We start from the raw sequence: 15,424 nt of genomic DNA, 5'->3' as shown, positions 1-15,424 counted from the left end.
TAGCCAGCCCATGCTTGCCGGGCAGCGGGCAACACCCCTTTGGCCCGCATTTCAAGCCCGAGCCCATACACTGGCGAGCATTCAAGAACTCAGGCGGACACATGCAAACTTCCACCAGCGTCAACGACTATCTGCGTGACCATATCCGCACCGTGCCGGACTGGCCTGCGCCGGGCGTGCAATTCCGTGACATCACGCCCCTGCTGCAGGACCCCAAGGTCTTTCGCATCATGACCGATGCCTTTGTTCACCGTTACATGGACCCCAAGCTGCGCCCCGACGTGGTTGCCGGCCTGGATGCACGCGGATTTATTCTGGGTGCCGTGATCGCCCACGAGCTCAACGTCGGCTTTGTGCCCATCCGCAAAAAAGGCAAACTGCCCTTCACCACGGTGGAGGAAACCTATGAGCTCGAATACGGTAGCGCTACCGTGGAGCTGCACACCGATGCCGTCAAGTCCGGCGACCGTGTGCTGCTGATTGACGATTTGATCGCCACCGGCGGCACCATGATGGCCGGCAAGAAACTGCTGGAAAAGCTGGGGGCTACCGTGGTGGAAGGCGCAGCGATTGTGGATCTGCCGGAACTGGGCGGCTCCAAGCACCTCAAGGACAGCGGCCTGCCCCTGTTCACTCTGGTGGACTTTGCCGGGCACTGAGCAGCCCCGCAACAGCCCTGGATCAGCGCAGCTCTCCGTACTGCGTCGTGCCCAGAGAGCCCAGTCCGGAGACGGCAAATTCGCCGCCTTCCTCATGGCCAGAGCCAGGACCCAGCAATGGCGCCTGGCGTGATGGACGAACACTCGCAGGCGATGCAGCAGCCATGGCCACCGCCTGCTTGAACGCATCCATTTCCTGCGCGTCAATGGGCTCGAAAGAGCGGCCTGAATGTGCCGCAACCGGAGCATGGCGTGGCGCCTTCATCGGGGGTACGGCCCCGTCAAACTGCGTCTGCGCAAAATCAGGGCTAGCAGCGCTTTGACGCTGCCCGTTCACGCGCCAGTAAACGGCGTGAACCCCAGCATCCATGCGGGTTCTGGCGAGCTCGGCAATCAATGCCTCGATACGTCTTTGCTGCGGAGCATCCGCAGCGTATGCAGGAGCCAGATCCACCATCACGACAAAGCGCTGGCCGACGTTGTCCAGCGAGAGCACCTTGAACTTGTAACCGGCCGAAAGAATGCCGACCCTGACCATGGCTTCGCGCACGATGACGTACAGCTGCTCGCGTCTGGCGGAGCGCTCCCGGCGCTGCGACTGACGCGCTACTGCATCATCCTCGTGGCGCAGTGCTTGCGTGCTACCTTCTCGGCGAGGCCCGCGAGAAAACCATCGAAACAGGGACATGAGCACACTCGAACAAGCAGGATTTACAACGAGACACATTCTGCCTCCAGGTCTGGAGCAGCTCGTGACATTTACCGAAATATTAGCCTTTGTCCGACGTGGATCAAGCCGCCAAACCGGCCGGCACACAAAAAATCTTCACTCAGGTGCTGGCCACCCGGCGACGACTGTCCCCTGCGCGGCGGGCCAGCACCTGACCTGCCATGGTCAGTAGCGCCAGGGCCAGAGCAGGCTGACGGTTGGCAATTTCGGAATAACGCAGCGCTGTCAGACACCATAAACGGCTGGGCGCTGCGGCCTGCACCGTGGCCTTGCGTGGTCTATGGGCGAAGAAGGCCCCTTCCCCCACAATCGCTCCCGGCCCCACCAAAGCCAGGCGGATTCTTTCCTTCGAATCCTGGTAATGCACGCTCAGCGAGCCGTACTCCACCAGATACAGATTGCGATCCAGCGCCCCTTCGGCAAACAACACCTCGCTGGCCGCCAGATTGATCGGCTGCAGATACGGCGCCAGCAACTCCCATTGAGCGGCACTGAGCACGTTTTGAGCGGTATCGGTGGCAACCGAGGTCGTCATCGCCTGGATCAGCGCCGACAAATCCTGAGGTGTTGAAGCGAACATAAGCAGTGGATGGAACGCGAACGCCGCATGCCATCCGGTGGACAAATCCGGATACGCATCCCGGCCGCTCAGGGTAAAAGAAATTCATAGCGCGCCATGGCTCACCATCAACGCAGGCTGAATGCTAAGCGACTCTGACAGTCCCGCCAATCACTTGCGGTGCGGAGTTGCTTTTACTTCCCCAAAGTGTCTGCATCTTCATCCGCGTCAAAGCAAAAAAGGATCGATGGTTCGATCCTTTTTTAATAGCTTACATCGCTCTTCCCATTTGGGTTAGCGCCATTTCTCAAGGAAATCAGCTATGGGCGCGCTTTTCCAGGATCTCGAAGGCTGGCAGCTTCTTGCCCTCCAGCACTTCCAGGAAGGCACCGCCGCCGGTGGAGATGTAGCCCACGTCCTTTTCAATGCCGTACTTGGCAATGGCGGCCAGGGTGTCGCCACCGCCGGCAATGCTGAAGGCGGGTGACTCGGCAATCGCCTGGGCGATGACCTTGGTGCCATTGGCAAACTGGTCGAACTCGAACACGCCCACGGGGCCGTTCCAGACGATGGTGCCGGCCTTTTTGAGCTGCTCGGCCAGCAGGGCTGCGGTTTCCGGGCCGATGTCCAGAATCATGTCGTCGTCGGCCACTTCGGAGGCCTTCTTGACGGTGGCCACGGCGTCGGCAGCAAAGGTCTTGGCGGTGACCACATCGGTGGGCACGGGAATATTGGCACCACGGGCAGCCATGGCGTCGATCACGGCCTTGGCATCGGCCACCAGATCGGGCTCGGCCAGGCTCTTGCCGATCTTCAGACCGGCAGCCAGCATGAAGGTGTTGGCAATGCCGCCGCCCACGATGAGCTGGTCCACCTTGTCGGCCAGGCTCTTGAGGATGGTCAGCTTGGTGGACACCTTGGAGCCTGCCACGATGGCGGCCAGAGGACGTGCAGGCGCGGCCAGGGCCTTGTTCAGCGCGTCGATCTCGGCCGACAGCAGCGGGCCGGCACAGGCGATGGGGGCGTATTCGGCGATGCCGTAGGTCGTGCCTTCGGCACGGTGAGCGGTGCCGAAGGCATCGTTCACAAAGATGTCGCAGAGCTTGGCCAGCTTCTGGGCCAGCTCGGGCTTGTTCTTCTTTTCACCCACGTTGACACGGCAGTTCTCCAGCAGCACGACCTGGCCGGGAGCAATCTGCACGCCGTCCACCCAGTTGGCGACCAGGGGCACATCGCGGCCCAGCAGCTCGGACAGGCGCTTGGCCACGGGAGCCAGCGAGTCCTGGGGCTTGAATTCACCTTCGGTGGGGCGGCCCAGGTGGCTGGTGACCATCACGGCAGCGCCGGCCTTCAAAGCCATTTCAATCGCAGGCACGGAAGCGCGCACACGCGTGTCTTCGGTGATTTCACCAGCGTCGTTCAGGGGTACGTTCAGGTCGGCACGGATGAAAACACGTTGACCCTGGGCCTTGCCCTGGGCGCACAGATCGGAGAAGCGGATGATGTTCATGCAGCAAAAAAGCGACTCCGAAAGTCGCCCATACAAAGGTTGGAAAACACAAAATCTGCCTACATTCTAGGGTGATCGCCACTTTCAGGCATCGCTTTTACACGCTTACTCGACTCAAAAACAGGAGCATCCTGCGCGCTCTGTAACTTGGTTTCAAGCCTTTTTATAGACAGCCCATATGAAAACAGGAGCACGCAGCTCCTGTTTTCTCTGGTCTTGGAGCTACCAGCCCAGACCGATATGCAGAGGCAGATAAATCGCCATGCCCAGAGCAATGGTGCCAAGAATGCTGCGCTTGTAAAAAAAAATACACCACCGAAGCGGCCAGCGCAGGCAGTCGAGCATCAGCCAGACTGTTGATCAGCTGACCATTGCTCATCACGATCTCGGGCGCAATCACCGCCGCCAGGGCCGCCAGCGGTGCGTATTTGAGCCCGCGCTTGAGCCAGTCGGGCAGCGGCAGTTCACGCTCGGGGATCATGAAGAAAGCACGCGTGATCAGCGTGATGAGGGCCAGACCGATGCAGGCAACGATGACCCAGAAACTGCTCATCATGACCGGTCCTCCTCATTCTTCACCGCAGGCAGCCGGCTGGCCTGCTTTTGCAGTTGCTCGGCCGTCAGGCCTGCAGCCACCGCAGCTGCGATCGCCACCAGGATATTGAGCTTGAGCGGCAGCGCAAAAGCCGCCACGGCTGCCGTACAGGCCACGATGGAGGCCACCCAGGTTGCACGGTCCTTGAGCATGGACAGCAACACGCCCAACAACGCCAGCACGCCGGCAAAGCCCAGCCCCCAGGACAGAGGAATCTGGTCGGCCAGGAAAATGCCCAGCGTGGACGGGATCTGCCAGGCCAGCCAGTTGGTCAGTGCTGCGCCCCAGAAATAGGGCAATTGCTCGGGCTGCGGCCTGGCCTCTGGGTAGCGACGCATGAAGTTCACGAAAATCACATCGCCGCTGAAATAGGCGACCGCCAGACGGTGACGCAGACTCAGCTTGGCGAAATAGCTGCGCCACATGCTGGACAGAATCACAAAACGCAGGTTCACGCAAATGGCGGTGAACCAGACCACCCACAGCGGAGCCCCCACGGCCATCAGCGGCAACACGGCCAGCTGGGCACTGCCCGCATAGACAGTCAAACCCATGAGCAGCGCCAGGGGAACGGACAGACCGCTTTTGACCATGGCCACGCCGGTTACCAGGCCCCAGGCGGCGATGCCCAGGGCGGTGCCGCCCATCTCCTTGGAGCCGACCCAGAAGAACGGATCCCTGACTATCGATTTCGCACGCTGACTCAGCGTGAACGCCATATCCGTCATACCTCGCCAGCACCCTCGCCCAGTTGCGCGCCTGCGGGCAGCTCGAAACCGCGCAGAAAATCGCCAGCGGCCAGACGCTTGCCACCCGCGCGCTGCAACAGCGTCATATTGAGCACGCCACTGCCACAGGCCACGCGCACGCCGCGGACGTCGGCCGACAGCACGGAGCCGGGCGCGCCGCTGCCTTGCTGGGCCTCTGCTTCCCAGACCTTGATGGCCTCGCCGCCCAGGCTGGTGGCGCCGCCGGGGAAGGGGTTGAAGGCACGCAAGCGGCGCGCAATGACTTCGGCGCTTTCGCTCCAGTCGATCAGGCTCTCGGCCTTCTCGATCTTGTGTGCATAGCTCACTCCATCGGCAGGCTGTGGCGTGCGACTGAGACCTCCGCAGGCCGCCATTTCCAGCGCTTCCACGATCAGGCGGCCACCCAACGCGGCCAGCTTGTCCTGCAGGCTGGCCGTGGTGTCGCCTGCGGCTATCGGCAGGCGCTCGATCACACACATATCGCCGGTATCCAGGCCGGCATCCATCTGCATGATGGTGACGCCGGTTTCGGCGTCACCGGCCTCGATGGCGCGATGAATCGGCGCTGCACCGCGCCAGCGCGGCAGCAGGCTGGCATGGATGTTCAGGCAGCCCAGGCGAGGCGTATCAAGCACCCATTGCGGCAGGATCAGGCCATAGGCCGCAACCACCATCACATCGGCCTGAGCGGCATCGATCGCGGCCTTGGCGGCAGCGGCGTCTTCGGGATATTTGCCGTCCAGACGCAGACTCAGCGGCTGAGCCACTGCAATGCCATGCTCCAGGGCGCACTGCTTGACGGGAGAGGCTTGCAGCTTCATGCCACGCCCGGCCGGACGGTCCGGCTGGGTCAGCACCAGCGGAACTTCAAAACCTGCAGCCAGCAGACTCTCCAGGGCCACGCGCGCAAATTCGGGCGTGCCGGCAAAAATGACTTTCATGGGACTCACAAATTAAAAAGGCAGCCGCCGGCTGCCAGATGTTCAAAGATGCGGCTCTTTGAAGTAAATGCTCTCATCGGTGAACATGACCTTCTGCACCACACCTTGCGGGTCTATGTGCACATGGGCACGCCGAGCAACGGTATTGTCCAGAAAACGGTAGGTCCAGATGTCACCTTTGAAGCTGTAGACCCTCTCGACCTTGGCGGGCGGGCCGAACATGCGGTAGACATCGTCACGGGTATCCACACCATTGCGCAACGCGAAAAAATGCGCGGTATCCAGCACCTGCTCCACACGCACCAGCTTGTGCCGGGCATCGAAGTCCATGTGATAGACCTGCTGACCGGCGGGCTGCTGGCTATAGACCAGGCGCTGGCCGCCCTCGGGCAGAGGCACGACCAGAGTGGGTTTGCCCATGCCTTTTTCCACCTCGGCCTGAGGCATGCCAGGCTTTTGCCACTGGGGCACCATGCAACCCGCCAGCCCCAATGCCAGCAGACTGGCAGTCAACAGTGTTTGCAGGCGAGGCAGGGACATGGACACTCCGATCAGGCCCTCAGGGCCTGCTTCTGGGCCTTGACCAGCTTGGTCTTGATGCGATTGCGCTTCAGCGGCGAGAGGTATTCGACAAACACCTTGCCCAGCAGGTGATCCATCTCGTGCTGGATGCAGATGGCCAGCATGCCTTCGGCGTCGATCTCACGGCTGTTGCCGTTTTCATCCAGGGCCTTGACCTTGACGGCAATGGAGCGCTCCACGCCGTCGTAGATGCCGGGCACGGACAGGCAGCCTTCCTCACCCAGCTGCTTTTCCTCGCTGGCCCAGAGAATCTCGGGGTTGATCAAGGCCATGGGCTCGTTGCGCTTCTCGGACACGTCGATCACGATAACGCGCTCATGCACATCGATCTGTGTCGCGGCCAAGCCGATGCCCTGGGCGTCATACATGGTCTCGAGCATGTCTTTCACCAGAGTCTGGATGCGCTCATCCACCTGCGCCACGGGCTTGGCGACCTTGTGAAGACGGGGATCGGGGTAGCAGAGGATGGGAAGAATGGCCATGGTGTCTCGGTAAATCTGTCGTTATTGTCCCAACATTTGACGCCAAACGCTTGTCACGTCCTCAATAAACATTGATCTATCGAGGCCTTGCATCGAGAATTCCGACACATTTGTAAGACTTGTTGGCTGGCTATGCCAAGATCGGCCACAGTGCGGCGACGCGAGGGACGCTGCAGCAAACGAATCCCGCCAGAAGGAACTTCATGACCGCATTTGCCACTGCACGCGCCTTGAGCATTGGAGCCACATTGCTTGCAGCCCTGACTTCGGTCCACGCCCAAAGCTATCCTGTGACCGCCACCCAGCGCTCCACCGCACAGCAAGTCGCTCAGCAAGGCATCCCCGAGAACGAACTGGCGCCCAACGCTCCCACACAGTACGCCGTCAAGCGCGGCGACACGCTCTGGGGCATCTCGGGCATGTATCTGCGCCAGCCCTGGCGCTGGCCCGAACTCTGGGGCATGAACCTCTCCAGCATCGCCAACCCTCATCAGATCTACCCCGGCCAGGTGCTGTATCTGGTGCGCAGCAACGGTTATGCCCGTCTATCGACCACGGCCCCCAACGGCGATTCCGGGGTAGTGCGCCTGTCGCCGCAAACGCGTGAATCGTCACTGAACGACCTGGCCCTGCCCACGCTGCCGCCGCATCTGATCGAGCCCTTCCTGGCCGAGCCGCTGGTGGTGGACAGCCAGGCACTTACACAAGCCCCGCGCATCATCGCCACCCAGGACAAGCGCGTGCTCATGGCCAATGGCGATCGCGCCTATGTACGCAACTCCGGTGGCGCGCTGGTCACCACCGGCAAGGGCAGGCCCGCGAGCTATCGCATCTTCCGCGATGCCACGCCGCTCAAGGACCCCATCACCGGGGAAATCCTTGGCTACGAAGCCAAGTACCTGGGCAGTGCCACCGTGGCGCGTAGTGAAACATTGCTTGAATCCGCGCCAGGCCAGCCTGTACAGACCACCCCTGGAACAGTGGACATCATCCGCTCCAAGAATGAAATCCGCGCAGGTGACCGCCTGCTGCCCTCGCCCGAGCAGCAGTATCTGAGCTATGTGCCCCATGCCCCGCGCCATGCGGTAGATGCCGCCGTGGTCTCCATCTATGGTGACTCGGTGGGCTATAACGCAGCTCAGAATCAGGTCATTGCCATCAACAAGGGAGCCCAGGACGGCATGGACATCGGCGCAGTGCTGGAACTCGTCAGCAAGGGCAATGTCATCGTGGACAAGACCAGCCCCAGCCGTGACCGGGTGAAGCTGCCCGATGAGGCCAATGGCTATGCCATGGTCTTCAAGGTGTTTGACCGGGTTTCCTACGCGCTCATCACCACGGCCCAGCGTGGCGTGAATGTGGGCGATGGCCTGCAGTCGCCCCAGCCCTGAATGGAGCGTGAGCATGGTGTCGCCCCCTTCACAAGATGCGCTCCATGCCTCACCCGATGCCGAAATTCTGGCCTGGCTGCGCCTGCTGCTGACACCGGGTCTCGGACGCACCACGGCACGCCGCCTGCTGGCCAGCGCCGGTAGTGCAGACGCGGTCTGGCGGCTGCCGCTGTCCACATGGGCGGAATGCGCCACTCAGGCGCAGATCAAGGCTCTGACAGAGCTCCCGGCAGACTGGGAGCAGCATTGCAGCGCACTGGCCCGCTGGCTGAGCTCCCCCGCGCCGGGTATCTTGCACACCGTGATTCATCTGGGCAACTCTCAGTATCCGGACTGCCTGCTGCAGACCGAAGATCCGCCCCTGCTGCTGTTTGTCCAAGGTCCAGCGGTACTGCTGGCATCTGCCGGGCCCTGGTTTCCCTACCCGGCCACCCTGGCCATGGTGGGCAGCCGCAATCCATCCGTCCAGGGAGTCATCAATGCGCGCAGCATGGCGCAGGCACTGGCCGAGCAAGGGCTGTGCATAGTCTCAGGTCTGGCACGCGGCATCGATGCAGCTGCCCATGAGGGAGCACTTCAGGCCCGCTCAGGCCCTACCCCCCGCACGATTGCCGTCGTCGGCACCGGACTCGATCAGGTCTATCCGCGTGCGCACACCAAGCTGGCACAGCAAATTGCGCGCAATGGGCTGGTCATCAGCGAATACCCGCTGGGCAGCGAGCCCCTGCCTCGGCATTTCCCTCAGCGCAACCGCATCATTTCGGGCCTGTCGCAAGGCACCCTGGTCGTGGAAGCCGCACTGCAGTCTGGCTCACTGATCACGGCCCGCCTGGCCAACGAGCAGGGGCGTGAAGTCTTTGCCATCCCCGGCTCCATCCACGCGCCGCAGGCCAAGGGCTGCCATGCGCTGATACGCCAGGGCGCCAAGCTGGTGGAAACCGCTGACAACGTGCTCGAAGAGCTTCAAGGACTGAAACTCGCGTCGACCAGAGCCGAACCAGCGCAGGAAGCTGCCAAAAACAAGGCATCGACACCGAATAACCCGTTGCTGCAGGCGCTGGGCCATGACCCCATGACACTGGAGTCCTTGAGCGATCGCACGGGCTGGGATGCCGCCCATTTGCAGGCGCAGCTGATGGAACTGGAGCTCGACGGCCTGGTCGCGCGCCTGCCTGGCGGCCTGTACCAGCGACTTACGCAAAGCTGAAGCCCCAAACCGGCATATCCCGACAAGGCGACGCCCAGCAAGGGCTGCTCCCTTCCCTGGTGCAGCGCGTAGAGAAAGGGGAAAGATGCAAAGCACCTCAGGGGCTTAGGCCAGTCTTTCCGGATTCGCCTGAATTTTCTGCAGTGCATCGCGCGTGGCACGCACCGTCAGGGCTTCGGCATCATGCACCGCAAGCAAGCCGGCCTGCAGATAGGTCGCCATGCGTTGCGCCTGCAGCAGATAGCAGTGTCCATCCAGCGAGGCGAACAAATGCAGATGCTTGCGACGGCTATGCCAGACATATTGCACCTGCACACGGGCACCGTTGTGGTCCAGCGTGAACCAGCGACCGCTTTCCAGCGACTGGGCCCACTCCAGCATGGCGGGCTCCACCAGGCTGTCCGTGTTGGGAATAACGTTCAGATCGCCCGCATCCACGCCCAGCATCAGCTCTATGCTCTCGCTGGACAGCGGCATATCGTCGAGCTTGCCATCCTCGCTGATGTATTTCTCCAGCTCCGCCAGGCGCTTGGCCATGGCCTCGATACGCTCGGCCGGAATGGCTGCCGTCTTGGACATGAAGGCCTGGGCCAGCGTATCGGTCAACACCTTGATCGCGGCAGACTGTGCATCGCCGGTCACGCTCACCAGCTCCAGTCCTTCACGCAAGGTCTGCAGCAAGGTCGGCAAGCCCTGGATGACACGCGCGCGCTCCTGACGCAAGGGCTTGGCGCTGGCCGACCAGACCAGCTCGCTGGCCGCCTGCTTGAGGCGCATGGCCCGCGCATCCTTGGCGCCATAGCGCACGGTGGCCATGGCCAGCACATCGGCCCAGGACTTGAAGAGGAAGTCTCGCACCTCTTCGCGCACCGGCATGTCGGTGAGCATATTGCGCAGCTCGATGGTGTACTGGATGGCCAGCGTCTCCTTCTGCTCCACCTGCTGAGCCACGCTGGTGATCTTGGCCGTGGACCGATTCTGGGCAAAGTGCCTGGTGAGGAACTCCTCGAACTCGCGCAGCACCAGCGCAAAGACCTTCTGCCCGGTTTCAGGGTACTGCTCTATCACCTGAACCACGCGGCGGATCTCGGTCTCCAGCGCATTGCCGTTGATGCTGCTGGCGTCAAAACCCATGACGCAGGAGCCCATGCGGTCGATCAGCTTGCGCGCCGGGTGATTGAGATCGCTGAAGAACTGCGGCTCGGCCAGGGCCACGCGCAAAACCGGGACCTGCAGGCGCGCGAACCAGACGCGAATGGACGGCGGCAGCCGGTCTTCCGAAAGAATGCTCTGGAACATCAGCGCCACCACCTCGATGGTCGCCTTCTCGCTCTTGGTCTCGGCCTTTTGCTTCCAGTCGGCCGAGCGCTCGCGCACCAGATTGACCAGCTGGCCGATCGCTGCCGGACTGTAGTCCATGGCGGGCATGGCCATGGCCGAACCGGCCGCAGACGGATACTGGGCCTGGAGCTCGGCCGCCATCAGTTGTTGCTGCTCCTGCAGCGCCTGCGCCAGAGCGGCAGACGCCGGAGGCATGGGAACGACAGGCGTGCCAGGCATCAGTCCTGGAATGCCGACCGCAGGCTGGCTCAGCACCTGGCGCAGCTGATTCATGGCATCCAGCGCGCGATGGCGCGCCCGCGCCAGCATGCCCAGGCCGGCGCTGGCGCCTGGCGGCAGGGCAATGCCCGGAGCCATCCCAGTCCCGACGCCCAGACCGGCAGCCATACCGGCCGGCATGTACTGCATGGCAGAGTTGGTCCAACCCGCATCGGACGCATTGCCATAGCCACTGCTGGCGCCCAGATGCATGGCACCGGTGGACGGGCCACCCTCGGTACGTCGCACGCGCAGCGGGGCATCCTGGGCCTTGCTGACGCCCTTGGCATCCAGCAGCTTGTGCAGGATGCTGTATTCGGACTCCATCAGCGGTGCCAGCGCATTCTGCAGGGGCTCCACAGCCCGCAGCAAATGCTTGCGCTCCATGCCGCAGCCCAGCCATTGCTCGACCAGATGCAGGCAGATGGTCTCGGCACGGAACATGTCCCGGGAAGCCAGCTCATGGCCCTCCAGTGCCTGAATGCGCAGGCGCATGGCCTCGAAGCCGGGCTGCAGCGTCTCTCCCATGGCCAGGGCCATGCGGGAGGCCAGAATCCTGTTTTCGACGACATCGTCGCTGAGCAGCTCGAAGGTCAGCGGAGCCGAGCCCGAAGCATTGCTCTCGGCTCCACCAGAGGGTGGCTTGCGCGCAGCCTGCTGCAGCGCCTGAGCACCTGCCTGCAACCAGGCGTCCTTGTTCTGCTGAAAGCCGACCCAGGCCTCGCGCCACTCCTGCATCTCCTTGGCCGTGGAGACGGCACTGCTCTGGTTGGAGAGGAATTCATCCAGTTGCCGAGCGACCTTGGGCAGGCCCTGACAAATGCCATGGACCCAACGCAAGCGCGCCTGCCAGCCCAGCTGTTGCGGGGCCGCAGGCGCGGTGGTGGAAGACTGCGAGAGAGCCATTCCGTAAGTGTAATGGCGGCAGAAGCAGTTATGCACCCGCCGCAATGGTCAAAGCGTCAGACCACGGCTCCCGCGTTGGGATCATTGGGATCTTGCGACCCGGACTTGGCGGGAGCCTTGACCAGATCTTCGCGCTTGACGCCCAGCCACATGGCAATGGCAGCCGCCACGAACACCGAAGAATAGATACCGAACAAGATACCGATCGTCAGCGCCAGCGCAAAGTAATGCAGGCTGGGGCCGCCGAAGAAGAACATGGACAGCACCATGGCTTCGGTCGAGGCGTGGGTGATGATGGTCCGGCTCATGGTCGAGGTGATGGCGTGGTCGATCACCTCGTGGGTGCTGAGCTTGCGGAACTTGCGGAAGGCTTCGCGGATACGGTCGAAAATCACCACGGACTCATTGACCGAGTAGCCCAGCACGGCCAGCACGCCTGCCAGCACGGAGAGCGAGAACTCCCACTGGAAGAAGGCGAAGAAGCCCAGGATGATGATCACGTCGTGCAAGTTGGCAATGATGGCCGCCACGCCGAACTTCCACTCGAAGCGAAAGGCCAGATAGATGATGATGCCCAGCACCACCATGCCCAGCGCCATCAGGCCGTTGTGCATCAGTTCATCGCCCACCTGCGGGCCGACAAACTCGGTGCGACGCAGCGTGACCTCGGCATCCTCGGCCTTCAGTGCAGTAATCACCCGCTCACTTTGCTGAGCAGTCGTCACGCCCTTTTGCACGGGCAGACGAATCATCACATCCTTGGATGTACCGAAATTCTGCACGATCACATCGGCATAGCCGAGCTTGGAAACGGTTTCACGCACCTTGCCGATATCGGCAGGCTGGGTGTAGGCCACTTCCATGACCGTACCGCCCGTGAACTCCACGGACAGATGCAGGCCGCGCGAGAACAGGAAAAAGACGGCCAGCGCAAAGGTGATGAAGGAAATCGCGTTGAAGACCAACGCGTACTTCATGAACGGAATGTCTTTTTTGATGCGGAAGAACTCCATGATCTTCCTCCTTAGTTGTTGCTGCCGCGACCGGCCACGGAACGGTGACCCTCACCCTCAGGCTTCCAGACCTGACCGATGGAGACGCTCTTGAGCTTCTTCTTGCCGCCATACCAGAGGTTGACCAGCCCGCGAGAGAAGAACACTGCAGAGAACATGCTGGTCAGAATGCCTATGCAGTGCACCACGGCAAAGCCGCGCACCACGCCCGAACCAAAGGCCAGCAGGGCCAGACCGGCGATCAGCGTGGTCACGTTGGAGTCCAGAATGGTGTGCCAGGCGTTTTCGTAGCCTGCATGGATGGCCGCCTGAGGCGAAGCACCGGCACGCAGCTCTTCACGAATACGCTCGTTGATCAGCACGTTCGAGTCGATGGCCACGCCCAGCGCCAGCGCCATGGCGGCAATGCCGGGCAGGGTCAGCGTGGCCTGCAGCATGGACAGAATGGCCAGCAGCAGCAACACGTTCACCGACAGAGCAATCGTGGAGAACACGCCGAACAGCATGTAGTACATGCACATAAAGGCCGCAATCGCCACCATGCCCCAGACCACGGAGTGAATACCGCGGTTGATGTTGTCGGCGCCCAGGCTCGGGCCGATGGTGTATTCCTCGATGATTTCCATGGGCGCGGCCAGGGAGCCGGCGCGCAGCAGCAGCGAAGTGTCGTTGGCTTCCGCCGTAGTCATGCGACCCGAGATCTGCACGCGGCCGCCGCCGATTTCGCCACGGATCACGGGAGCCGTGACCACCTCGCCCTTGCCCTTTTCGAACAGGATGATGGCCATGCGCTTGCCCACGTTCTCGCGCGTCACGTCCTTGAAGATGCGCGCGCCCTTGGCATCCAGCGTCAGGTTGACGGTAGGCTCCTGGGTCTGGCTGTCAAAACCGGGCTGGGCATCCGTCAGGTTCTCGCCGGTCAGCGTCACCTGCTTTTGCACGATGATGCCCTGACCGTTGCGGTCCAGATACTTCTCGGAGCCGAAAGGCACGGGGCCGGAGCCCATCTCGGCAGCACGCGCTTCGGCGGACTCGTCCACCATGCGCACTTCCAGCGTGGCGGTGCGGCCCAGAATGTCCTTGGCCTTGGCCGTGTCCTGCACGCCGGGCAGTTGCACCACGATGCGGTCCAGGCCCTGCTGCTGGATCACGGGCTCGGCCACGCCGAGTTCGTTGATACGGTTGTGCAGCGTGACGATGTTCTGCTTGAGCGCCTGCTCCTGCACCTTGCGCAGGGCTTCGGGCTTGATCGAGGCCACCAGCTTGAAGCCCGTGCCGTCAGGCGTGGAAGTGGCCGCCAGATCGGGGAACTGGTCCGCGATCAGATTGCGCGCCGCCGTCAGCGTGGCTTCGTCGCGCACGCGAATGGTGACGTTGTTGCCGTCGCGGCTGACACCGCCGTGGCGGATATTCTTGTCGCGCATCGAAGAGCGCAGATCGCCCGCATAGCTCTCGGCCTTCTTGGTCAGGGCCGCCGCCATGTCCACCTGCAGCATGAAGTGCACGCCGCCACGCAGGTCCAGACCCAGATACATGGGCTTGGCGCCGATGGCCGTCAGCCAGTCGGGCGAGCGCGACACCAGGTTCAGCGCCACGATGTAGGAGGGGTCGGTGGGGTCGGAGATCAGCGCCTTCTGGATGACGTCCTTGGCCTTGAGCTGCTCATCGGGCGTATCGAAGCGGGCGCGCACCGAAGTGCCTTCCAGCGACATCGATGTGGCTTTGACGCTGGCCGCGCTCAAGGCGGACTCCACCTTTTGCAGCACCGCGTTGTCCACCTTGACGGTGGACTTGGCCGAGGACACCTGCACGGCAGGCGCTTCACCAAAGAAATTGGGCAGGGTGTAGAGCACCCCCACCAGCAGCGCGATCACGATGATCGCGTACTTCCAGACCGGGTATCGGTTCATGATCGCGCTCTTTGTTTTACAGCAACGCACAACGGGTACGCGCACTCTGGTCGAGCGCCGTACCCCTCAAAATCCACAGCGGACAGGCTTACTTGGCCGTGCCCTTGGGCAGCACTTGCACCACAGCGGAGCGCTGGATCTGGACTTCCACGCCGGAAGCCACTTCGATGTAGATGAATTGCTCGGCCATGCGGGTCACGGTGCCGATGATGCCGCCGGCGGTAGCCACTTCATCACCCTTGGCCAGCGCGTCGATCATGGAGCGGTGTTCCTTCTGGCGCTTCATCTGGGGACGAATCATCACGAAGTACAGCACCACGAACATCAGCACCAGAGGCAGCATGCCGGTGAGCGAACCCATGAAGCCGCCTTCAGCAGCGGCGGCAGGAGCGGTCTGGGCGAAAGCAGAAGAAATGAACACGAAAAAGACTCCGAAAGAGTGAATTTGTCAGGAATAGGTCCCGGCAGGCGCGCACTTGCGCGATCTCGCCAGGTCAGCGGGACATTGTATTCGGCTGGCTTGTACCCAAGATTGGCATGGGCAGCCGCGCAGCACAGGCATTCCCTGATGCGATGGGGACCTCCCTTTCC

Annotated in this window: 14 protein-coding genes and 1 pseudogene; 3 read left to right on the top strand and 12 right to left on the bottom strand. The window is 62.2% G+C overall.

Annotation, left to right across the window (positions count from 1 at the left end):
• The first annotated feature begins 101 nt into the window (after positions 1 to 101).
• Positions 102 to 659: an adenine phosphoribosyltransferase gene (locus V8Z78_RS14120; protein ID WP_003066840.1), complete on the top strand. Its 558-nt coding sequence runs from the start codon at positions 102 to 104 to the stop codon at positions 657 to 659.
• Between the two features lie 22 nt (positions 660 to 681).
• Here the strand turns inward: V8Z78_RS14120 and V8Z78_RS14115 are convergent, their stop codons facing one another.
• The 8 genes and pseudogenes from V8Z78_RS14115 to def form a co-directional block, all read right to left on the bottom strand.
• Positions 682 to 1,347 carry a hypothetical protein gene (locus V8Z78_RS14115; protein WP_349731575.1) on the bottom strand — a complete coding sequence of 222 codons (666 nt, stop codon included), beginning with the start codon at positions 1,345 to 1,347 and terminating at the stop codon, positions 682 to 684.
• A 142-nt stretch (positions 1,348 to 1,489) separates the two neighbouring features.
• The gene (locus V8Z78_RS14110; RefSeq protein ID WP_034347941.1) at positions 1,490 to 1,969 is read right to left on the bottom strand and encodes a Crp/Fnr family transcriptional regulator; all 480 of its coding nucleotides are present in this window, start codon (positions 1,967 to 1,969) and stop codon (positions 1,490 to 1,492) included.
• Positions 1,970 to 2,264: 295 nt separating this feature from the next.
• Positions 2,265 to 3,458 carry a phosphoglycerate kinase gene (locus tag V8Z78_RS14105; protein WP_349731574.1) on the bottom strand — a complete coding sequence of 398 codons (1,194 nt, stop codon included), beginning with the start codon at positions 3,456 to 3,458 and terminating at the stop codon, positions 2,265 to 2,267.
• A 222-nt stretch (positions 3,459 to 3,680) separates the two neighbouring features.
• Positions 3,681 to 4,014 (bottom strand): annotated as a pseudogene (locus V8Z78_RS14100) (AzlD domain-containing protein).
• Complete coding sequence (locus tag V8Z78_RS14095) at positions 4,011 to 4,781, bottom strand: AzlC family ABC transporter permease (RefSeq protein WP_012840331.1); 771 nt, start codon at positions 4,779 to 4,781, stop codon at positions 4,011 to 4,013. Before V8Z78_RS14095 ends, V8Z78_RS14100 begins: the two are co-directional and overlap by 4 nt.
• Complete coding sequence (fmt, locus tag V8Z78_RS14090; protein WP_349731573.1) at positions 4,778 to 5,743, bottom strand: methionyl-tRNA formyltransferase; 966 nt, start codon at positions 5,741 to 5,743, stop codon at positions 4,778 to 4,780. The genes V8Z78_RS14095 and fmt overlap by 4 nt, the downstream gene beginning before the upstream one ends.
• Positions 5,744 to 5,785: 42 nt before the next feature.
• Positions 5,786 to 6,283, bottom strand: a complete 498-nt coding sequence (locus V8Z78_RS14085) for a membrane protein (RefSeq protein WP_003066825.1) — start codon at positions 6,281 to 6,283, stop codon at positions 5,786 to 5,788.
• An 11-nt stretch (positions 6,284 to 6,294) separates the two neighbouring features.
• Positions 6,295 to 6,807: a peptide deformylase gene (def, locus tag V8Z78_RS14080; RefSeq protein WP_003072256.1), complete on the bottom strand. Its 513-nt coding sequence runs from the start codon at positions 6,805 to 6,807 to the stop codon at positions 6,295 to 6,297.
• A 203-nt stretch (positions 6,808 to 7,010) separates the two neighbouring features.
• Here def and V8Z78_RS14075 point away from each other — a divergent pair, with 203 nt between their 5' ends.
• Together V8Z78_RS14075 and dprA are read left to right on the top strand one after the other, a co-directional pair.
• Positions 7,011 to 8,198: a LysM peptidoglycan-binding domain-containing protein gene (locus V8Z78_RS14075; RefSeq protein WP_039050396.1), complete on the top strand. Its 1,188-nt coding sequence runs from the start codon at positions 7,011 to 7,013 to the stop codon at positions 8,196 to 8,198.
• Positions 8,199 to 8,211: 13 nt separating this feature from the next.
• Complete coding sequence (gene dprA / locus V8Z78_RS14070; protein WP_280040599.1) at positions 8,212 to 9,405, top strand: DNA-processing protein DprA; 1,194 nt, start codon at positions 8,212 to 8,214, stop codon at positions 9,403 to 9,405.
• Between the two features lie 105 nt (positions 9,406 to 9,510).
• Here dprA and V8Z78_RS14065 read toward each other — a convergent pair whose 3' ends face one another.
• The 4 genes from V8Z78_RS14065 to yajC all read right to left on the bottom strand — a co-directional run bounded on the left by V8Z78_RS14065 (position 9,511) and on the right by yajC (position 15,254).
• Positions 9,511 to 11,910 (bottom strand): DUF1631 domain-containing protein, encoded by a 2,400-nt coding sequence (locus tag V8Z78_RS14065; protein WP_280040600.1) that lies wholly within the window; start codon positions 11,908 to 11,910, stop codon positions 9,511 to 9,513.
• Between the two features lie 56 nt (positions 11,911 to 11,966).
• Positions 11,967 to 12,923, bottom strand: coding sequence for a protein translocase subunit SecF (secF, locus tag V8Z78_RS14060; protein ID WP_003066813.1), 957 nt, complete (start codon positions 12,921 to 12,923; stop codon positions 11,967 to 11,969).
• An 11-nt stretch (positions 12,924 to 12,934) separates the two neighbouring features.
• Positions 12,935 to 14,833 carry a protein translocase subunit SecD gene (gene secD / locus V8Z78_RS14055; protein WP_034394473.1) on the bottom strand — a complete coding sequence of 633 codons (1,899 nt, stop codon included), beginning with the start codon at positions 14,831 to 14,833 and terminating at the stop codon, positions 12,935 to 12,937.
• A gap of 88 nt (positions 14,834 to 14,921) precedes the next feature.
• Positions 14,922 to 15,254, bottom strand: coding sequence for a preprotein translocase subunit YajC (yajC, locus tag V8Z78_RS14050; RefSeq protein ID WP_003066810.1), 333 nt, complete (start codon positions 15,252 to 15,254; stop codon positions 14,922 to 14,924).
• Positions 15,255 to 15,424 lie beyond the last annotated feature (170 nt).

Source organism: Comamonas sp. wu1-DMT, from assembly GCF_040187805.1.
Lineage (GTDB): Bacteria > Pseudomonadota > Gammaproteobacteria > Burkholderiales > Burkholderiaceae_C > Comamonas > Comamonas thiooxydans.
Note: the sequence above shows the minus strand (reverse complement) of the source record. Positions and strands in the feature narration are given on the sequence as shown.

Bases quoted from the DNA above. Each gene is read 5' to 3' on its own strand.
- V8Z78_RS14120 (WP_003066840.1), top strand. From the start codon at position 102: ATGCAAACTTCCACCAGCGTCAACGACTATCTGCGTGACCATATCCGC.
- V8Z78_RS14115 (WP_349731575.1), bottom strand. From the start codon at position 1,347: ATGTCCCTGTTTCGATGGTTTTCTCGCGGGCCTCGCCGAGAAGGTAGC.
- V8Z78_RS14110 (WP_034347941.1), bottom strand. From the start codon at position 1,969: ATGTTCGCTTCAACACCTCAGGATTTGTCGGCGCTGATCCAGGCGATG.
- V8Z78_RS14105 (WP_349731574.1), bottom strand. From the start codon at position 3,458: ATGAACATCATCCGCTTCTCCGATCTGTGCGCCCAGGGCAAGGCCCAG.
- V8Z78_RS14095 (WP_012840331.1), bottom strand. From the start codon at position 4,781: ATGACGGATATGGCGTTCACGCTGAGTCAGCGTGCGAAATCGATAGTC.
- fmt (WP_349731573.1), bottom strand. From the start codon at position 5,743: ATGAAAGTCATTTTTGCCGGCACGCCCGAATTTGCGCGCGTGGCCCTG.
- V8Z78_RS14085 (WP_003066825.1), bottom strand. From the start codon at position 6,283: ATGTCCCTGCCTCGCCTGCAAACACTGTTGACTGCCAGTCTGCTGGCA.
- def (WP_003072256.1), bottom strand. From the start codon at position 6,807: ATGGCCATTCTTCCCATCCTCTGCTACCCCGATCCCCGTCTTCACAAG.
- V8Z78_RS14075 (WP_039050396.1), top strand. From the start codon at position 7,011: ATGACCGCATTTGCCACTGCACGCGCCTTGAGCATTGGAGCCACATTG.
- dprA (WP_280040599.1), top strand. From the start codon at position 8,212: ATGGTGTCGCCCCCTTCACAAGATGCGCTCCATGCCTCACCCGATGCC.
- V8Z78_RS14065 (WP_280040600.1), bottom strand. From the start codon at position 11,910: ATGGCTCTCTCGCAGTCTTCCACCACCGCGCCTGCGGCCCCGCAACAG.
- secF (WP_003066813.1), bottom strand. From the start codon at position 12,923: ATGGAGTTCTTCCGCATCAAAAAAGACATTCCGTTCATGAAGTACGCG.
- secD (WP_034394473.1), bottom strand. From the start codon at position 14,833: ATGAACCGATACCCGGTCTGGAAGTACGCGATCATCGTGATCGCGCTG.